Below are 18406 nucleotides of genomic sequence, written 5' to 3'. Positions count from 1 at the left end.
CCCCTCTCGCGCTCTCCCCTCCCAAAAACTTTTAACGGTTACAGCTGGATAGACTGTGATGCCGCGTAACTGTTAAGAGTCTTTGGAAAGGGGGCCCGGGGGGAGAACCTTTCTGCAAGAAAGGTTTCCCCCGGTTCCATTTTCATCGATCCTTACAGACCAACCCTGCGCAGCAACGCGGGGAGGTCGAGGTGGGCCTCCAACACGTCGGCCAGCCGGTCGAGGGCCGGTTCCAGGTCATAGGGCGTGCTGTTGGCGATGGGGGCGAGGTTTCGGCGTGCGCGCAGGGCATTGAGGAAATGGCGGCGGAAGGCATCGGCGTCGAAGATGCCGTGCAGATACGCCCCCCAGACGCGCCCGTCCGGCCGGGCATAGCCCATGGGTGAGCCGTCTTCGCGGGTCACGGCGATGCGGGGCGGGGTGGCGTTGTCGGGCACGGTCAGGCCGTGGTGGATTTCGTAGCCGCGAAGCGCCAGCTTTGAATCCGCGTGCACGGCCCGGGTGGCGGCCAGGGTCTTGGCGGCCGCCAGTTCCGTGCTGATCCCAAGGAGTCCCAGCCCTTCCTCCCGCGCTCTGCCCGATTCGAGTCCCAGCGGATCGGCCACGGCCGTGCCGAGCATTTGCAGGCCGGCGCAGATCCCCACGACTTCCGTCGTCCCTTCTCCGGCCAGAGCGGTGATCGCCGCGGCCAGCCCCGTTTCGCCAAGCCAGGCCAGATCGGCCAGGGTGTTCTTGCTGCCGGGCAGGATCACGGCGTCCGGCCGTCCCAGCTCGCTTGCGCCGCGCACCCGGCGGAGGTGGACGTCCGGTTCCACGGCCAGGGCGTCCAGGTCGGTGAAGTTGGACACGCGCGGCAAATCCACGACCGCGATGTCGAGGCGGTCGGGATCGTCCGGCGGCGCGGTCGGGAGCGTCCCCCCGTCCTTGAAGGTGACGGAATCCTCTTCCGGCAGGCCGAGGTTCTCGATCCAGGGCACGACGCCGACGACATCCCTGCCCGTGGCCCGGCGCAAAAAGGTGTTGGCCGGGGCGAGCAGCGACGGGTCGCCCCGGAAGCGGTTGAGCAGGTAGCCGACCACCCGGGCGCGGTCCGCTTCGGCCAGGCACTCCATGGTGCCGAGCAGCGCCGCGTAGGCCCCGCCCCGGTCGATGTCCGCCGCGAGCAGGACCTTCGCCCCGGCATGGGCGGCCATGGCCATGTTGACCATGTCGTGGGCCTGCAGATTCACTTCGGCCGGGCTGCCGGCCCCCTCCAGCACCATCACGTCCACATCCGCGGCAAGCGCGTCGTAGGCGTCCCTGGCCGCGGCGAAGGCCTGGGGCTTATACTTGATGTATTCGCCCACTCGCATGACGCCGACGGGCTTGCCAAGGACAATGACCTGGGAACCGACGTCGGAGGTGGGCTTTAAGAGCACCGGGTTCATGCGTACGTCCGGGGCAAGGCGGCAGGCCCTGGCCTGGACGATCTGGGCCCGGCCCATCTCCAGCCCGTCGGCAGTGACCCCGGAATTGAGCGACATGTTCTGGGACTTGAACGGAGCGACCCGCAGTCCCCGGCGGGCAAGTAGCCGGCACAACCCGGCGCAGAGCACGGATTTGCCGGCATTGGAGGCCGTTCCCTGGATCATCAGCGCCGGCGTCCTGCGCCTGGGGGCGAAGGACGGGGCCAGGGGGGAATCGAGCACCCCGGCCAGGGCGGCCAGGATGCGGTCGGTTTCGTCCTCCCGGCGCACGGCCACCCGGATGAAGCGGTCGGACAGGGCATGAAAGTTGGCGCAGTCGCGAAGCGCCACGCCGTGCCCGGCCAAAACCCGGCGGCAGACCTCGCCCGAGGGGGACGCTTCGGCCGGCAGCCGGGCCAGCAGGAAATTGGCCGCGCCGGGCAGGACCGAAAAGCCGAGCTTCGTGAGTCCGTCGGCAAGGCGCCCGCGCAGGCCGGGCAGGGCCTGCCGGGTCGCTTCCAGGTAGCCGGTATCGGCCAGTCCCCGCGCGCCCACGGCCTGGGCCAGGGTGTTGACCGACCAGGGCGGCAGCTTGCTGCGTACCCAGCCGGCCAGGTCGGGGCTGGCGGCGAGGAGCCCCAGGCGCAGTCCGGGGATGGCGAAGGATTTGGTCAGCGACAGCAGCACGGCCACGTTGTACGGCCGGTCCGCGCCGGCAAGCGAGGCAAAGCCGGGCACGAAGTCGGCGAAGGCTTCGTCCACCAGGAACAGGCACTGGGGATGGCGCGAGGCCATGTCCACGATGTCCGGGGCGGGGATGACCTTTCCGGTGGGGTTGCCGGGGCTGCCGAGGATGACCAGGGAGGGCGAGCGCAACACGCCTTCCATCCGGTCGAGGTGGACGGCGAAGTCGTCGAATTCCACGGCCGGCACCCGGCGGATGTCCATGCCGGACTTGTGGGCGGCCGTGGCGTAGTCGGCGTAGCAGGGCGTGGGGATCACGGCCCGGGCCAGGCCGGTCGCGCGGGGCAGGGCGTAGAGGATCTCGCTCGTGCCGCCGCCGGCCACGAAATGGGAGGCCGGCGCGCCGTAGCGTTCGCAGGCCGCCGCGATGAGCTCGGTCGCGTCCGGGTCCGGGTAATGGACAAGCTCGCCCGTGGCGGCGCTTATGACCTGGCGCAGCCAGGGCGGCGGGCCGAGCGGATTGATGCTGGCCGAGGCGTCGAGGATGTCGGCCGGATTGCGCCCGGCGGCCTCGGCCAGGGCGCGGAGGTTGCCGCCGTGGGGAAAGGACTCGCTCATCGGGCCACCTTGTGGGGCAACACCAGCACCAGATACCAGCCTGTGGTGTTGAGTCGCGCGGCCAGCACCGTGTCCTTGGCCCTGGAGAGTTCGATGGGCCATTGGCGTTGCGTTTCGGCCCGCTCGATGACCGCTTCGGCCGCGTCGTTGAGCCCGCGCTCGGGGCTTTCCACGTTTTTCTCCTTGCCAAGGGCCGCCAGCCCCCGGTCGGCCCGGAAGTAGACCACCGCGTCGCCGGCCTTGGCGTTCTCGGAGACGATGCAATCCGCCACCTTGGGGTCGCTTGCCGCGATGGCCTTGCCGCGCCGGTTCATGAGGATGGCCTGGGCGCCGGGAATGGCGGCCAGATCGGCCATGACGTCCTTGGACAACTGGGCCAGGGTCACGTCGCGCGAAGCCACGCCGAGCAGCCTGTCGCCGTCGTAGATCGGACACGAGGCTGTGACCATCATGCCGGCCCCGGCCAGATCGAGGTAGGGCGATTCCCAGCCGCAGGCCTTCTTCTCGAAATCGGCGGCCGTGTAGAAGCCTTTCCGGGTGGGCTGGTAGTTTTCCAGGGCGCGGGAGAGGGGCAGGTAGGGGTAGATGGCGAAGTTCTGGCCGGGCGTTGTCAGGTAGACCCAGGAAAAGGGCAGGGCGTCATGGGCGGCGGCCATGGCCGGGGCCAGTCTGGCCATGGCCGCAAGGGTTCGGAAGGTCTCGTCGGTGAAGTTTTCCCCGTCGTAGAACAGCAGGGCCTGGCAGGGGGCCATGGCTTGCGGATCGGCTCCGCACGGCCCTGTGACGTCGCGAAAGGCCACCACGCCGTCCTTGACGGCATAGCTTTGCAGGAATTTGGCCCGCAGTTCCGGCGGCGGGGCCGGGGTGTCGCGCCACACGGCGGCATAGGCAGCGCCAAGGGCCCTGGCACTGCCGGCAACGGCCGCAAGCTGGCTGTCGAGCCGGCCGGCGGCCTCCAGGATCACGGCCCTGGCCAGGGGCTTGGTGTCGGCCGCCCGGGCGGGCAGGGCGGCCAGCAGGACGACAAGTATCCAGACGGGGAAAAGACCCATGGCAGGGCGCATAGGGCAGCCTCCGGTTTGGGGCGCGTCATTTTTGGACGATCAGATGCCAGAATACGGAAAAAAGGCCGATGATGATACCGACCACGGCCACGGTGAAAATGATGTCCGGGGTGACGGAAAAGGTCTTGGCCCCCTTGTTGATGCAACGCCGGATGTACCAGAAACGCCAGGTGGCCACGACCATGACCAGCACGCCCACGGCGAAGGTGGAAAGGGTTATGGCCTCGGTGTGGAAGTGTTTCTGGGCCATGCCGGCGAACATGGGCACGTTTTGGATCTGCCGGATGAAGAAGTCGAAGCGCTCGATGACGAAGCTGAAGCCGAAAAGGGCCAACCCCGTGCGGCACCAGGCCAGGAAGGTGCGTTCGTTGGCCAGGTGGTTGCGCTGCCAGGCCAGAAGCACCTGGGGATTGTTGAGGTCGTAGGGCGGGGCGTCGTGGACCGTGTCGGCCTTGGGCGCGGATTCCGGCATGGAGTCTCCTTGGTTTGAGGCTGCCATCAGATAGCGCGGCCGGGGCGGCCGGTCAACGCGGGCACCGGCCTTGCCGGGGCGAAAAAAAGGGAGCCGGACGGATGTCCGGCCCCCTTGGCGGTAACGAAGTGGAAGCGGTCGGTCTAGTACATGCCGCCCATGCCGCCCATGCCGCCGCCGGGCATCGGGGGCATATCTTTCTTGGGCTCGGGCTTTTCGCAGATGGCCGCTTCGGTGGTCAGGAGCAGGCCGGCCACGGAGGAGGAGTTCTGCAGGGCGATGCGGGTGACCTTTTTGGGGTCGATGACGCCGGCCTTGATCAGGTCCTCGTACTCGCCGGTAGCGGCGTTGAAGCCGAAGCCTTCCTTGCCGTCACGCACCTTGGCCACGACGATGGAGCCCTCGAAGCCGGCATTTCCGGCGATCTGGCGCAGCGGCTCCTCGATGGCCCGCAGCACGATATCGATGCCGGCACGCTCGTCGTCGTCGGCCGGCTTGAGGTCGGGCAGGTTTTTCACGCAGCGCACGAGCGCAACGCCGCCGCCAGGCACGATGCCTTCCTCGACGGCCGCGCGGGTGGCGTTCAGGGCGTCTTCGACGCGGGCCTTCTTCTCTTTCATCTCGGTCTCGGTGGCCGCGCCGACATTGATGACAGCAACGCCGCCGACGATCTTGGCCAGGCGCTCCTGGAGCTTTTCCTTGTCGTAGCTGGAGGTGGTCTCATCGATCTGGGCGCGGATCTGCTTGACCCGGGCCTTGATCTTGTCGGCGTCGCCGGAGCCGTCGATGATGGTGGTGTTTTCCTTGTCGACGAGCACGCGCTTGGCCTTGCCGAGGTCGACCAGGGTGATGTTTTCCAGCTTGACGCCGAGGTCCTCGGAGACGGGCTGGCCGCCGGTCAGGATGGCGATGTCTTCCAGCATGGCCTTGCGGCGGTCGCCGAAGCCCGGGGCCTTGACGGCGCAAACCTGCAGGGTGCCGCGCAGCTTGTTGACGACCAGGGTGGCCAGCGCCTCACCCTCGATGTCCTCGGCCACGATCAGCAGGGGACGGGACATCTTGGCGACCTGCTCGAGAACGGGCAGCAGGTCCTTCATGGCGGCGATCTTCTTCTCGTTGATGAGGATCAGCGGCTCGTCGAGCTCGCAAACCATCCGCTCGGGATCGGTGACGAAGTAGGGGGAGAGATAGCCGCGGTCGAACTGCATGCCTTCGACGACGTCAAGGGTGGTTTCCATGCCCTTGGCTTCCTCGACGGTGATGACGCCTTCCTTGCCGACCTTGTTCATGGCCTCGGCGATGATGTTGCCGATGGTGGCGTCGGAGTTGGCGGAAATCGTGCCGACCTGGGCGATTTCCTTCTGGTCGCGGGTGGGCTTGGCCAGGGTCTCGAGCTCGGCGACGACGGAGGCGACCGCCTTGTCGATGCCGCGCTTGATGGCCATGGGATTGCGGCCGGCGGCCACGAGCTTGACGCCCTCGGTGAAAATGGCCTGGGCCAGGATGGTGGCGGTGGTGGTGCCGTCGCCGGCGATGTCGGAGGTCTTGGAAGCGACTTCCTTGACCATCTGGGCGCCCATGTTCTCGAACTTGTCCTCAAGCTCGACTTCCTTGGCCACGGTCACGCCGTCCTTGGTGATGATCGGGGAGCCGAAGGACTTCTCGATGACCACGTTGCGGCCCTTGGGTCCCAGGGTGACCTTTACGGCGTTGGCCAGCTTGTCAACACCGTGTTTCAGCTTTTCGCGCGCTTTGGAATCGAACAGAATCTCTTTGGCAGCCATGTATGCTCTCCTTCAATTAAGAATGGAAATTCGGAAGATGGGGATCAATCGGCCTTAGGCCTCGATGACGGCCAGGATGTCGTCCTCGCGCATCACGAGGAGCTCGTCGTCGTCGATCTTGATCTCGGTGCCGGCGTACTTGTTGAAAAGGACCAGATTGCCCTTTTCGACATGCATCTTCATGTGGGAGCCCTTGTCGTCGAGCTTGCCCGGACCGACGGCGATGACCTCGCCTTTCATGGGCTTTTCCTTGGCGGAGTCGGGGATGATGATGCCACCCTTCGTGACTTCCTCCTGTTCCAGCCGTTTGACAAGCACGCGATCGCCTAAGGGTTTGAGCTTCATACCTAATGACCTCCAGTAGTGTTTGGCAAGTTGGACCCGCCGCTGGCACTCGCTTGGTCCGAGTGCTAGCGGCGGGCGGAAATGTATCTAACCACATCACGGCGAAAGGCAAGGGGCGGGAGTGAAAAAAAACGAGTTGCGGGGCAAAAAAAGAGGTCGCCCCGTCCGTTGCAGCGCGCAACCCCGTCGCCGCCTTAAGGGGTTGGACTTCCTGGACGCGCACATGCAGTGAACCGCCGCGCCCGAGGCCCGACAAGGCAGGGGCCAAGGGAATTGTGATGGGAAGGCCCAAGCCTGTGTAGCCTGGGCTTTTTTTCTGGAAAAGGACCCTTGTGAAACAGATCACGCTGTTGCGCAGGGTGGCAATTTCTTATAAGACGCCTAAACTTGACGCTCTTCCTCATGGGGCCTAGAGTTTTTCCAAAGCAGGCGGCCGAAATGCTTGTGGATAGCTTAAGCCTCGCGGCGGGGGCTGAGCGTTAAGTCCATGGCGGTCCCTAAACTTTTTTCCGAGGTGCCTATGCTCGACACGTTGGTGTTTGCGACGGTGCTGCTGCCATTTTTGGTCGCAGCCATGTTGCTCGTTTTGCGTGAGCAAAACGTGCGCAAGGTCATCCTGGTGGTTATGGGGGGGGTGCTCATCCTCGCCTCCGTGGCCATGCTGCGCGGCGGAGCATTCATCCTGTCGCCGGCCCCACTGTATGACTCCCTCGTCACTCTTGGCGACTTCGTCATACTCTTCGTGGTGCTGTTTGTGGGTCTCAAACGCAAGAACCAGATCATCATCTGGCTCACCGCCGCCCAGATCGTCGGGCTTTTCTGGCTCGACTTCTTCATGGTCCACGGCCATGGGAAGACGCCGGCCTTTTTCGCCGACGACCTGAGCCTGATCATGGTGTGCATCGTCTCCATCATCGGCTCGCTGATCGCCATCTACGGCATCGGCTATATGAAGGAGCACGAGGAGCACCTGCATCTGGCCAAGTCCAGGCAGCCGCGGTTTTTCTTCTTCATCGTGCTGTTCCTGGGCGCCATGAACGGCCTGGTTTTGGCCAACAACCTGCTGTGGATGTACTTCTTCTGGGAGTGCACCACCCTGTGTTCGTTCATGCTCATCGGCCATGACGACACCGAGATCGCCCGCAAGAACGCCGAGCGTGCCCTGTGGATGAACGTGCTCGGCGGCGCGGCCTTCCTCTTCGCGCTCATCGTCTTGCAGCAGACCACCGGCACCCTGTCGCTCCAGGACCTCCTGGCCCGCGGGCCGGAACTGGCCGTGGCCGGCGGCGCCATCCTGGTGCCCATGTTCCTGCTGGTCTTCGCCGGCATGACCAAGGCCGCCCAGGCCCCGTTCCAGAGCTGGCTGACCGGCGCCATGGTCGCCCCGACCCCGGTTTCGGCGTTGCTGCACTCCTCGACCATGGTCAAGGCCGGCGTGTACCTCATCGTGCGCCTGGCCCCGATCTACGTCGGAACCTACTTGAGCAACTTCATCGCGCTCTTTGGCGCGGTGGTCTTCCTGGGCATGGCCGCCCTGGCCGTCGGCCAATCCAACGGCAAAAAGATCCTGGCCTATTCGACGATCTCCAACCTGGGGCTGATCATCGCCTGCGCCGGCATCAACACCCCGGCGGCCATCACCGCCGCCATCCTGCTCATCATCTTCCACGCCATCTCCAAGGCACTGCTCTTTTTGTGCGTGGGCACGGTGGAGCAGAAGATCGGTTCGCGCGACATCGAGGATATGCGCGGGCTCTATGGCGTCATGCCCCGCACGACGCTGATCATGATCCTGGCCATCGCGACCCTGATGCTGCCGCCTTTCGGCATGCTCATGGCCAAGTGGATGGCCATCGAGTCCGCCACGGGCCAGTTCCTGATCATGATCATGCTGGTTCTGGGCTCGGCGCTCACCGTGCTCTTCTGGGCCCGCTGGGCCGGCACCATGCTGTCCGTGCCCTTCGGCCGGCCCAAGCCCGAGGTCCAGCTTCCCTCCGTGCGCCTGCCGCTTGTCATCCTGGCCGCCATGGCCCTCGGGGCGAGCCTTCTCTCCCCGCTGATCTACACCGGCCTGGTGGTGCCGGTGGTGGCCATGTACTACCATGACGTGGCCTACGTCGTGCATCTGGGCAACCTGGATTCGCCAACGGGCGTGTTCATCATCTATCCGCTGTTTATCCTTCTTGGCCTGGGCCTCTACTTCGCCGTCAAGCAGGCGCGCAAGGTGACCGCTGCCGAGGTCGCGGCGCCCTACATGTGCGGCGAGCAGATCAAGATCGACGGCAAGCCCGGCTTCCTCGGCCCCCTGGGCCTACCCGTGGCCGCCACCGCCAGCAACTACTACCTTGACCAGTTCTTCGGCGAGGCCGTGCTGTCCAAGTGGATCAACGTGGTCGCACTGGCCGTGCTCGTGATCATGCTTTTCGGAGGCGCCCTGTGATCATCAAAATCATCATCGCTCTTGCGGCCCTTGTTCTGGCTCCCATCGCCGGCGCGTTGATCTCCGGCGTGGACCGGCGCGTCACCGCCTGGCTGCAGTCCCGGTACGGGCCTCCCATCCTCCAGCCGCTCTATGACGTGTTCAAACTGCTCGGCAAGGAGCCCATGGTCACCAACACCTGGCAGGTCATCTGCGCCTACGTCTACGTGGCCGGCGCGGCCCTGTCCGTGATGCTGCTCTTTATGGGCTCCGATCTGCTGCTCATCTTCTTCGTCCTGACGGTCGGCGCGGTGTTCCTGGTCATGGGCGCGCTTGCCTCCCCCTCGCCCTACAGCCAGGTGGGCGGCCAGCGCGAGCTGCTCCAGATGCTGGCCTACGAGCCGCTGCTGATCCTCGTCTTCGCGGCCATCGCCATGGTCACCGGCAGCTTCAAGGTCAGCGCCGTGTTCGCCCTCGACCATCCCCTGCTCTATGACATCCCGCTGATGTTTATTGTGCTGGGCTATGCGCTCACCATCAAGCTGCGCAAATCGCCCTTCGACATCTCGGCCTGCCATCACGCCCACCAGGAACTGGTGCGCGGCGTGTACACCGAGTACTCCGGCCCCTATCTGGCCATGATTGAAATCGCCCACTGGTACGAAGTGATCCTGATTCTCGGACTGTGCGCGCTTTTTTGGTCGACGAGCGTCGTCGGCATGATCATCCTGGTGGCTCTGACCTATCTGGCCGAGATCATCGTGGACAACGTCACGGCCCGCCTGACCTGGCGCTGGATGCTCAAGTCCGCCGTGGGCGTGGGCGTGGTCCTGACCGTGATCAACATGCTGTGGCTTTACGCCCAATAAACACGACCCATCAGCAAAGAGAGCGCATCCATGTTCGGCAACATGATCAATAAAGGACGCATCAAGTCCCCGTGGGTGGTCCACTTCGACTGCGGCAGCTGCAACGGCTGCGACATCGAAACGCTGGCCTGTCTGACGCCCCTGTACGATATCGAACGCTTCGGCATCATAAACGTCGGCAACCCCAAGCACGCCGACGTGCTGCTGGTGACCGGCACCGTCAACCAACGCAACAAGCACGTGCTTCAAAACATCTACGACCAGATGCCCGGACCCAAGGCCGTCATCGCCATCGGCGCCTGCGGCTGTACGGGCGGCGTGTTCCGCGAGGCCTACAACGTGGTCGGCGGCGTGGACAAGGTCATCCCGGTGGACGTCTACGTCCCGGGCTGCCCGGCCCGCCCCGAGGCCATCATCGACGGCGTCGTGGCCGCGTTGGAGAAGGTCAAGAACATGCTCGGCATGACCGCGTAAGGCGCTGTTCGAACGATGCAACCGGGGCGTGCGATCGCCCCGTATCCGAGGATACGACCGTGCTGGAAACCATACCCGTTACCTGTGACGCCGTGCGGGGCGTCGCCAAGGAATGCTTCGACGACGGCTGGCGGTTCGTCACCATGTCCGCCGTGCAGACCGGCGACGACAGCTTCGACATCATCTATCACTACGACAAGGACCTGGTAATGAAGCATTACCGGCTGTCCATCCCGAAAGGCACCGTGGTTCCGAGTGTCTCGCCGGTCTACTTCTGCGCCTTGCTCGTGGAAAACGAGATCCGCGACCAGTTCGGCATCTGCTTCAGCGACATCGCGCTCGATTTCGGTGGAGCCCTGTACCTTGAAAAAGAAGTGCGCGCCATGCCCTTTTGCAAGGTCAGCGTGGCTCAAAAACAGAGCTAAAGAGGGAATCCTATGGCCCGTACCATACTGCCTTTCGGACCGCAGCATCCGGTTTTGCCGGAACCCCTGCACTTGAAGCTCACCATCGAGGACGAGACCGTGGTCGAGGCCCTGCCGACCCTGGGCTACGTCCACCGCGGCCTGGAAAAGCTGTGCGAGATCCGTGATTTCAACCAGATGATCCAGATCGTCGAGCGCGTGTGCGGCATCTGCTCCTGCCTGCACGCCGTGTGCTATTGTGAAGGAATCGAGAAGATCATGGGCATCGAGGTGCCGCGTCGCGCCAAATACCTGCGCACCATCTGGGGCGAGCTGCATCGGATGCACTCCCACCTGCTGTGGCTTGGCCTTTTCGCCGACGCCTTCGGCTTCGAGAGCCTTTTCATGCAGTTCTGGCGCGTTCGCGAGCGCATCATGGACATCATGGAGGCCACCTGCGGCAACCGCGTGGTGGTTTCGGTCAATGTCATCGGCGGCACGCGCCGCGACCTCAGCCCCGAGCAGTGCCAGTGGATCGAACAGCAGCTGGCCATCTCCGAAAAGGAGCTCAAGCAGCTGACGAGCACCATCTTAAACGACTACACCGTGAAAAAGCGTACCGTGGGCAAGGGCGTGCTGACCAAGGAGCAGGCCTATCAACTCGGCGCGGCCGGCCCGACCCTGCGCGGTTCGGGCTGGGCCCAGGACGCCCGGCAGACCGGTTACGCCGCCTTTGACGAGCTCGGCTTCGACCCCATCGTCGAATACGACGGCGACTCCTACGCCCGCTCGGCCGTGCGCTTCCGGGAGACGCTCCAGTCCATCGACATCGTGCGCCTGGCCATCGCCCGCATGCCCGCCGGCGAGACCGCGACCAACATCGAAGGCGCTATGGACGACGATACGCCGCAGCCCGTCTCCGGCGAACGCGGCGACATGATGCAGGCCTACAAACGCGACAAGCGCCGTCGCACCGTGGCCGCGCCGCCGCCAAACCTCGACCTCCCCAGCGGACTGGTGTCCGTCAAGGTCAAGGGCAAGCCCGACGGCGAGGCCGTCACCCGCGTGGAACAGCCGCGCGGCGAACTGCTGTACTACCTCAAGGCCAATGGTTCCAAATACATGGACCGTGTGCGCATCCGCACTCCGACGTTCGCCAACATCCCGCCGCTTCTGGCCATGCTGCCGGGGTGCGAACTGGCCGACGTGCCGGTCATCGTGCTGTCCATCGACCCCTGCATCAGCTGCACCGAACGGTAAAAAAGGAGCGCGTTCCATGTTCAACATGACCAAAAACGTTGTCGCCAACCTGCTGACCAAAAGCTCCACGCGACTGTATCCGTTTACCGTGCGGGGCCATTTCGAGGGGTTCCGCGGCACCCTCGTCAACAACATCGACGAGTGCATCTTCTGCCGCACCTGCATGATCAAGTGCCCGTCCCAGTGCATCACCGTGGACAACAAGGCCGGGACCTGGGCCTGTGATCCCATGGCCTGCATCTACTGCGGCATCTGCGTGGACGTTTGCCCCACAAGCTGCCTGTCCATGACCAAGGAGCATCGTCCCGTGACCACCGAGCACGAGACGATCTTCCTGCAGGGCGTGCCCAAGAAAAAGAAAAAGGAAGAGGCCGCGACCGAATAGCGGCAACCGCCTGATCACAAGCGTAAACGCCCGCCATCGGTTTCCCGATGGCGGGCGTTTGTCATTTCCTCGAAAGCCCGCTATGCGGCGGCATGCTTAACGACAGAGCTCCATGGGGGGCGAGGCGTTTGATTTCCTTGGCCGGTTCTCTCGTCTTTTGCCTGTGCCTGAGTTCGCATTTTGCCATCCTCCTTTATTGGGCTTTCACCGGTTCCCACCCTGCCGTCCGGGTCGAGCCGCGCGGCTATGCCAATGTCCTTGGCGATATGGAGCCCCGGCTTCGGGTGACGGAGCGTGAAATCGCGGGACTGCCCTACACGGTGACCACCAATGCCCAGGGATTTCGGGGGCAGGAATCGGTCACGGCCGTCAAGCCGGCCGGTGCCTTGCGCGTGCTGTGCCTGGGGGACTCGTTTACCTACGGCGTCGGCGTCGACGACGCCGCAACGTATCCCGCGATTCTCGAGGCCTTGTTGCGGCGGCGATTGCCCCGGCGCAACGTCCAGGTCGTAAACGCCGGGGTGCCATTTTACGACATCTTCGATGAACTGTCGTATTTCCGCGAAAAAGGTTCGAAGCTCAGGCCAGACATCGTGGTTGTCCAGTTTTTCATCAACGATCTTGAAGCAATGGCCGGCTCGTTTTTCCGCGAGGATCTGCTGGTCCGCCAGGGCGGCCGGTACAATCCGTTGGAGCAGGCAACCGGGCGTGAGGCCGTGGAGCGCGGCCTCAACAGGTGGTTCAAGCGAAACTTCACGGAGGTGGCGCGGTTCATCCAAAGCGGCCTTCCTCCCTCGGGCCCCTCGCGAGCCGAAACGGGACAATTCGTCGCGTACCACGTGCGTCCGACCGACGCGGAACTCGCCTTGATCGGGAATCGTCGCCGCCTGCTGACGGCCGATCCCGTTATTGCCCGTTCACGGCTGTGGGATAATTATCGCCGAGGGCTCCTGGCCCTGCGCGATGCGGTCGAGGCCACGGGCGCCCGGTTTCTTTTCGTCCTGGCCCCGGATGCGGCCCAGGTCCGGGAGGACCTCGATCAGCCGGCATTGGCCCTGGTGCCGTTTTGTCGGGAAAACGGCATCCCTGTCATCGATATGGCCCGTCAACTGCGCGCCATGTCCGGGGAGGCGGTCGATCGTTATTACCTCCTGCCGCGAAACGGGCATCTCAATGCCGGCGGCAACACCGTGATGGCCACGGCCGTGGCCAAAGCCATCCAGGTGACGCGATCCGCCGATGGTCCGGACGTGACGATCTCCTCGGCGCAGCAGGCGTTTGATTACGCCGATCCGGTCCGTCTGCGCCTGAAGTTCGGTCCCCAGGGCGTTCTGCCGGCTCAAAACGGCCCTGTGCATATCACTGCCGCGCGTTGTGACAACCTCGTGCCCTGGACCATCGATATCGGACATGGCCGCAACCGGATAACCGGCCTGCAACCGGACGTCATGCGCCGTCCCAACGGCACACTCCTCCTGCGGGTGGAATCGGAAAAGCCCCTGGCGCAAGTGTCCGTGACGTTTTTTCGAAAACTCGCGCCACCGGTCAATGGGTACGTCCAGCTTTCCTGGTCGCGTCGCGACGCCGGCTACACCACGCTGCAATTCGCTTCGGAAAAGGATGTGGCCGCGCCTGAATCTTTTGAGACGAGCCGATTGGCTGAAATCGATTTGCGGGAAAAACCCGCGCGCGAGGTCTATCTTAAGTTGGACCTGCGTAACGAAGCGCGGATATTCGCGGAATCCCTCGACCCGCCGTGGCGGCGCTTCGAGGTCGTCTGCTATCCGGCCGGGGATTCTTCTTCGGAGACGGTCAGCCGCGCAGCCACAGATAGGCGCGCGTCGCCAACCGGTCGAGCACCAACGCCGGATTGACCGGCGTCGGCGAAAGCACCAACGCTTCCTGGCATTCCGAGAGCAGCAGGTCCAGCCGGCGGGGAATGTCCGGGTCCCGGCAGCCGGACAGCAGATCGGCCAGGTCCGTGTCGGCGCGTCCGGAAAAAAACGCCGCCAGCTCCCGCGAAAGCTCCGTGACCACCCGCTCGGCGCAAAGCCGCGACGGCCGTCCCTTGTTCGCCGGAAACCAGCCCCGGCCGCTACGCCAGAACCCATGGAGCGCATCCAGAAGCGGCCACGGGTCGTCCTCACCGCCGGCCGGCAAGGGCACGGCCGTGTCCGGCCAGGCCAACGTCAGCGTGAACGACCGTGACACCAGCGTCAGAAACAGCCGCTCGCGCTGGGGCGTCAGCAGCACGAACACATTGCCCGGGCGCGGCTCCTCCATGGCCTTTAAAAGCGCATTGGCCGCCTCCTCGGTGAGTCCTTGCGCCTCGGCCAGGATGATCACACGCCTGCCCGGTCCGCGCGGCGGCTCGCCTACCAGCCGGCGCACCTCGCGCATGGCGTCCACCTTGATCGTCTCGGCCGCGCCGTCGAAATACTGTAAATCCAAAAAAACCTTGTCCAGGATCTGCCGGCAGGTGGCGCAAACCCCGCACGGCGGCAGGGCCGCCTCGCAGTTGAGCCGCGCCGCCAGGTAGAGCGCCACGGCCGCCCGCTCCCCGGCCGAACCGCCCTCGAGGATCACCGCCTGGGGCATGGCCCGCGCCAGGGCGTCGACGCCGACCAGCACGTGGGCTTGGCGCTCGGTGACGCCGAAGGCGGATGCGGATGTGGGTATGGACATGGTGGGATGTCATGGCGGGCGGGGGCTTTTCCCCGCCCGCCGGGGCGGCGCTTCGCCTACCCTCTGATGATCGTCTGCCGGCGGTCGGGGCCGACGGAGATGATGGAACAGGTGGTTTTGAGCGACTGTTCGATGCGCGACACGTATTCGCGGGCGGCCAGGGGCAGGTCTTCCCAGGCGGTGATGCCGGAGATGTCCTCTTCCCAGCCGGGCATGGTTTCGTATATCGGCTCCACGTGTTCGAGGGCGCCTTCTTCCTGGGGCGGATACTCGTGGATTTTGCCTTTGTAGCGGTAGCCGATGCAGAGTTTGACTTCGTAGAGGCCGCTTAGGACGTCGAGCTTGGTCAGCGCGATGTCGGTGGGGCCGGACAGGCGGGCGGATTCGCGCAACAGCGCCAGGTCCAGCCAGCCGCAGCGGCGCTTGCGCCCGGTGGTGGCCCCGTATTCGCCGCCTTTTTCCTGGAGGTAGTCGCCGATGGTGCCGAAGAGCTCGGTGGGGAAGGGGCCGGAGCCCACGCGGGTGGTGTAGGCTTTGACCACGGCCACGACGCGGCCGAGGACGGCGGTCGAGCAGCCGCTGCCGGCGGCGGCCTGTCCGGCCACGGTATTGGACGAGGTGACGAAGGGGTAGGTGCCGTGGTCGATGTCCAGGTGGGTGCCCTGCGCGCCTTCGAAGAGCACGTCGCCGCCGGCGGCCAGGGTCTTCTGGATGACCGTGGACACGTCGCCGAGGTAAGGCAGCAGGCGCCCCGCCACCGGGGCCAGTCCTTCGGCCACCACGCCGGGGTCCAGGGCGGGCATGTCGTAGAGCTTGGTGAAAAGCGTGTTTTTTTCGATCAGGGCCTGGGCGATCTTTTTGGCCAGCAGTTCCGGGTCGGCGAAGTCGCCGGCGCGGATGCCGATGCGGGCCATCTTGTCCTCGTAGCAGGGGCCGATGCCGCGGCCGGTGGTGCCGATCTTGCTCCCGGCGCGAAGGGTTTCGCGCGCGCCGTCGAGCAGCCGGTGGTAGGGCATGATGATCTGGGTCTTTTTGGAGATGACCAGTCGCTCGGGGGTGACGTGCACGCCTTTTTCGCCCAGGGTGTCCATTTCGCGGCACAGCACCTCGGGGTCCAGCACCACGCCGTTGCCGATGAGGCAGACGGTGCCGGGATGGAGGATGCCCGAGGGCATGAGATGGACGATGGTTTTCTCGCCGCCGACGACCAAGGTGTGGCCGGCGTTGTTGCCGCCCTGGAAGCGGACTACGGCCTTGGCGGATTCGGTGAGCAGGTCGACGATCTTGCCCTTGCCCTCGTCTCCCCACTGCGCGCCGTGAATGACGATGCCCCGGCCGGTGCCGGAGGCCTGCTGGTTGCGCTGCTCGGCCATATCCTTAAGACTCCCCTGCATCCTTGGGTCGAAATTCCAGAACCTTGCCCCGGCGCGGCTTGGCGGCGGGCGTCGTGTCCGTCTGCGGCGTCGCGGCGGGAGCGCCGGGCGTGGCGACGGTGGGCACGGCCTCGGCCGTGGCCGGCTCGGGCTGGTGCCCGGGCTGGCGGCCTTCGGCCCAATGATGGTTGAATAGCTGGTTTTTGAAACGCATCCCCTGGATCATGGCCAGGACCAGGACCGACTCTTCCCAACGCTGCGACGGTTCGAAGTGGCTCACCGCCTCGGCGTATTTGTCCCAAAGGGCCATGAGCGAGGCCTCGTCGAAAGCGCGAAGCTGCCGGGCCAATTTCAAGAGAACCTGTTCCACGATCGTACCTCTAACCCCGAAATGCGGCCGCCCTTACCGGGCGGACAGGCCTTCGTAGCAGAATTGGCCGGGCCTTCCAAATGCAATTTGCCGCCGCTTCCCGGCTGTGCTAGGCATGCGCTCGCAGATAACGCGCAAGGAGCGGCCACGATATGAGCGACTTGAAGAAAATGTACACCACCATGGTGGAGGACCCTTTTCCGGCCGAACTGGTCATTCGCCTGGGCGATGCCGAACTGACTTTCGCCAAAAGGACCTGGACCATCGACGGCCAGGAAAAGGGCCTGCGTTACGGGGAAAATCCCGATCAGCCGGCCGCCCTCTACGCACCGACCGAGGGTCGGCTGACCCTTGGCGGCGTGACCTTCCGGGGCCCCGGCGACGGGCTCGTCTGCGCCGCCACCGAAGAGCACCTGCTGCAATCGGGCAAACATCCCGGCAAGACCAACCTGACCGACGTGGACAACGGGGTCAACATCCTTCAGTACCTGACCCGAAAGCCCGCCGCCGTCATCTTAAAGCACAATAATCCCTGCGGGGCGGCCTGGTCCGACGACGGACTGTGCCCGGCTTTCGAGGCCGCCTTCCACGCGGACCGCATCGCCGCTTTCGGCGGGGCCATCGTGGTCAACCGCACCCTCGATGTGGCCACGGCGGAAAAAATCAACGCCGTCTATTTCGAAGTGGTGGCCGCTCCGGACTACGAGCCCAAGGCGTTGGAAATACTCAAGTCCAAAAAGAACCTGCGCATCTTCAAGCTGCCCGGTCTGGCCCAGCTGGAAAAGCTTGTGGGCCAGCCGTTTCTCGACGTCAAATGCCTGGCCGACGGCGGCATGGTGCTTCAGTTCTCCTTCCGCAACCGCATCCTTGCCGCCGGGGACTTCCTGCCGGCCACGGCGACCGACAAGGCCGGCACCACCGTCACCGCCCGGGCCCCGAGCCCGGCCGAGGCCGAAGACCTGCTTTTCGCCTGGGCCGTGGAGTCCGGTGTGACCTCCAATTCCGTCATCTTCGTCAAAAACGGCGCGACGGTGGGCATCGGCACCGGCGAGCAGGACCGCGTCGGCGTGGTGGAAATCACCATTCACAAGGCCAAGACCAAGTACGCCGACGGACTGGCCTTCGCCGCCTGCAAAATGTCGCTCTACGAGTTGAAGCTCAAGGCCAAGACCGATCCCGAGGCGGCCAAACTTCTCGAGGATATCGAAAAGCGCACCGAAGCCACGAATGGTGGGCTTATCGGCTCGGTGCTGGTGTCCGACGGCTTTTTCCCCTTCCGCGACGGCGTGGACCTGTGCATCGGCGCGGGCGTGACCGCCATCGCCCAGCCCGGCGGCTCCATCCGCGACCCCGAAGTCGTCGCCGCCTGCAACGAGGCCTCGCCGCAAGTGGCCATGGTTTTCACCGGCCAGCGGTCGTTTCGGCACTAGCGGCGGGAGCCGGGAGCCGCGAGCCGCGAGCCGGGGCGCTGCCCCGGACCCTGCCAGGGCGCTGCCCTGGACCCGCCGGGAGGCCACGGGCCCCCCGGACCCCCCGATTCGGCTTTGGCGAAGCGGGTGTGCGGCAGGGAAGCGGAGGCTCGAACGTTTGTCGCCGCAATCGGCCCGGCGGCACGAGGGGCTAAAGCCCCTCGACGCCGGACGCGATTGCGGCGACAACCACGCCGGCGGCGAAGCGCCGCATGGAAGAAACGCGCGGAGAGGGTCTCATCGTTTATTAAGAGTTTTTGGGGAGGGTGGGGGTCCGGGGGAGGGA

Annotated in this window: 16 protein-coding genes; 8 read left to right on the top strand and 8 right to left on the bottom strand. The window is 64.9% G+C overall.

All coding sequences use genetic code 11. The features are described from left to right. Positions 1–152: 152 nt before the first annotated feature. The 5 genes from ACMZ6R_RS17190 to groES all read right to left on the bottom strand — a co-directional run bounded on the left by ACMZ6R_RS17190 (position 153) and on the right by groES (position 6412). Positions 153–2747 (bottom strand): cobyric acid synthase, encoded by a 2595-nt coding sequence (locus ACMZ6R_RS17190; protein ID WP_416113726.1) that lies wholly within the window; start codon positions 2745–2747, stop codon positions 153–155. Further along, entirely contained in the window at positions 2744–3811 is a 1068-nt protein-coding gene (locus ACMZ6R_RS17185; protein WP_416113724.1) for a histidine kinase, read from the bottom strand. Before ACMZ6R_RS17185 ends, ACMZ6R_RS17190 begins: the two co-directional genes overlap by 4 nt. Before the next feature lie 25 nt (positions 3812–3836). Then, positions 3837–4283, bottom strand: coding sequence for a YidH family protein (locus ACMZ6R_RS17180; RefSeq protein WP_416113722.1), 447 nt, complete (start codon positions 4281–4283; stop codon positions 3837–3839). A gap of 143 nt (positions 4284–4426) precedes the next feature. Then, positions 4427–6067 carry a chaperonin GroEL gene (gene groL, locus ACMZ6R_RS17175; RefSeq protein WP_416113720.1) on the bottom strand — a complete coding sequence of 547 codons (1641 nt, stop codon included), beginning with the start codon at positions 6065–6067 and terminating at the stop codon, positions 4427–4429. 54 nt (positions 6068–6121) lie between these two features. Continuing rightward, entirely contained in the window at positions 6122–6412 is a 291-nt protein-coding gene (groES, locus tag ACMZ6R_RS17170) for a co-chaperone GroES (RefSeq protein ID WP_416113718.1), read from the bottom strand. Positions 6413–6932: 520 nt separating this feature from the next. Between groES and ACMZ6R_RS17165 the strand changes: the two genes are divergently transcribed. The 7 genes from ACMZ6R_RS17165 (at position 6933) to ACMZ6R_RS17135 (ending at position 14097) form a co-directional block, all read left to right on the top strand. Further along, entirely contained in the window at positions 6933–8852 is a 1920-nt protein-coding gene (locus ACMZ6R_RS17165; RefSeq protein WP_416113716.1) for an NADH-quinone oxidoreductase subunit L, read from the top strand. Next, complete coding sequence (locus ACMZ6R_RS17160; protein ID WP_416113714.1) at positions 8849–9700, top strand: respiratory chain complex I subunit 1 family protein; 852 nt, start codon at positions 8849–8851, stop codon at positions 9698–9700. The genes ACMZ6R_RS17165 and ACMZ6R_RS17160 overlap by 4 nt, the downstream gene beginning before the upstream one ends. Positions 9701–9730: 30 nt before the next feature. Further along, on the top strand, positions 9731–10174 hold the full coding sequence (locus tag ACMZ6R_RS17155) for an NADH-quinone oxidoreductase subunit B family protein (protein ID WP_416113712.1): 444 nt from the start codon (positions 9731–9733) through the stop codon (positions 10172–10174). Positions 10175–10233: 59 nt separating this feature from the next. Next, a complete protein-coding gene (locus ACMZ6R_RS17150; protein ID WP_416113710.1) occupies positions 10234–10599 on the top strand; it encodes an NADH-quinone oxidoreductase subunit C in 366 nt (121 codons plus the stop codon). Positions 10600–10611: 12 nt separating this feature from the next. Further along, positions 10612–11838: a nickel-dependent hydrogenase large subunit gene (locus ACMZ6R_RS17145; protein WP_416113708.1), complete on the top strand. Its 1227-nt coding sequence runs from the start codon at positions 10612–10614 to the stop codon at positions 11836–11838. A 16-nt stretch (positions 11839–11854) separates the two neighbouring features. Next, positions 11855–12223 carry a 4Fe-4S dicluster domain-containing protein gene (locus ACMZ6R_RS17140; protein WP_416113706.1) on the top strand — a complete coding sequence of 123 codons (369 nt, stop codon included), beginning with the start codon at positions 11855–11857 and terminating at the stop codon, positions 12221–12223. 137 nt (positions 12224–12360) lie between these two features. Then, positions 12361–14097, top strand: a complete 1737-nt coding sequence (locus tag ACMZ6R_RS17135; protein WP_416113704.1) for a GDSL-type esterase/lipase family protein — start codon at positions 12361–12363, stop codon at positions 14095–14097. Here ACMZ6R_RS17135 and ACMZ6R_RS17130 read toward each other — a convergent pair. The 3 genes from ACMZ6R_RS17130 to ACMZ6R_RS17120 are packed head-to-tail and all read right to left on the bottom strand — an operon-like array spanning position 14036 to position 16651. Beyond that, positions 14036–14908 carry a DNA polymerase III subunit delta' gene (locus tag ACMZ6R_RS17130; protein ID WP_416113702.1) on the bottom strand — a complete coding sequence of 291 codons (873 nt, stop codon included), beginning with the start codon at positions 14906–14908 and terminating at the stop codon, positions 14036–14038. The genes ACMZ6R_RS17135 and ACMZ6R_RS17130 overlap by 62 nt on opposite strands. 56 nt (positions 14909–14964) lie before the next feature. Next, the gene (locus ACMZ6R_RS17125) at positions 14965–16281 is read right to left on the bottom strand and encodes an adenylosuccinate synthase (protein ID WP_416113700.1); all 1317 of its coding nucleotides are present in this window, start codon (positions 16279–16281) and stop codon (positions 14965–14967) included. Between the two features lie 4 nt (positions 16282–16285). Beyond that, positions 16286–16651 carry a hypothetical protein gene (locus ACMZ6R_RS17120; protein WP_416113698.1) on the bottom strand — a complete coding sequence of 122 codons (366 nt, stop codon included), beginning with the start codon at positions 16649–16651 and terminating at the stop codon, positions 16286–16288. A gap of 152 nt (positions 16652–16803) precedes the next feature. Between ACMZ6R_RS17120 and ACMZ6R_RS17115 the strand changes: the two genes are divergently transcribed. Then, on the top strand, positions 16804–18081 hold the full coding sequence (locus ACMZ6R_RS17115) for an IMP cyclohydrolase (protein ID WP_416113696.1): 1278 nt from the start codon (positions 16804–16806) through the stop codon (positions 18079–18081). The last annotated feature ends 325 nt before the right edge of the window (positions 18082–18406 follow it).

This window comes from Solidesulfovibrio sp. C21, assembly GCF_047785625.1.
Taxonomy (GTDB): Bacteria; Desulfobacterota; Desulfovibrionia; order Desulfovibrionales; family Desulfovibrionaceae; genus Solidesulfovibrio.
The sequence above is the reverse complement of the archived record's forward strand: the minus strand, read 5'-3'. Positions and strand labels throughout refer to the sequence as shown.

What these genes read in the sequence shown, in the direction of transcription:
- ACMZ6R_RS17130 (WP_416113702.1), bottom strand. Translation starts at nt 14,908, where the DNA reads ATGTCCATACCCACATCCGCATCCGCCTTCGGCGTCACCGAGCGCCAA.
- ACMZ6R_RS17125 (WP_416113700.1), bottom strand. Translation starts at nt 16,281, where the DNA reads ATGGCCGAGCAGCGCAACCAGCAGGCCTCCGGCACCGGCCGGGGCATC.
- ACMZ6R_RS17140 (WP_416113706.1), top strand. Translation starts at nt 11,855, where the DNA reads ATGTTCAACATGACCAAAAACGTTGTCGCCAACCTGCTGACCAAAAGC.
- ACMZ6R_RS17115 (WP_416113696.1), top strand. Translation starts at nt 16,804, where the DNA reads ATGAGCGACTTGAAGAAAATGTACACCACCATGGTGGAGGACCCTTTT.
- ACMZ6R_RS17165 (WP_416113716.1), top strand. Translation starts at nt 6,933, where the DNA reads ATGCTCGACACGTTGGTGTTTGCGACGGTGCTGCTGCCATTTTTGGTC.
- ACMZ6R_RS17180 (WP_416113722.1), bottom strand. Translation starts at nt 4,283, where the DNA reads ATGCCGGAATCCGCGCCCAAGGCCGACACGGTCCACGACGCCCCGCCC.
- groL (WP_416113720.1), bottom strand. Translation starts at nt 6,067, where the DNA reads ATGGCTGCCAAAGAGATTCTGTTCGATTCCAAAGCGCGCGAAAAGCTG.
- groES (WP_416113718.1), bottom strand. Translation starts at nt 6,412, where the DNA reads ATGAAGCTCAAACCCTTAGGCGATCGCGTGCTTGTCAAACGGCTGGAA.
- ACMZ6R_RS17145 (WP_416113708.1), top strand. Translation starts at nt 10,612, where the DNA reads ATGGCCCGTACCATACTGCCTTTCGGACCGCAGCATCCGGTTTTGCCG.
- ACMZ6R_RS17190 (WP_416113726.1), bottom strand. Translation starts at nt 2,747, where the DNA reads ATGAGCGAGTCCTTTCCCCACGGCGGCAACCTCCGCGCCCTGGCCGAG.
- ACMZ6R_RS17185 (WP_416113724.1), bottom strand. Translation starts at nt 3,811, where the DNA reads ATGCGCCCTGCCATGGGTCTTTTCCCCGTCTGGATACTTGTCGTCCTG.
- ACMZ6R_RS17155 (WP_416113712.1), top strand. Translation starts at nt 9,731, where the DNA reads ATGTTCGGCAACATGATCAATAAAGGACGCATCAAGTCCCCGTGGGTG.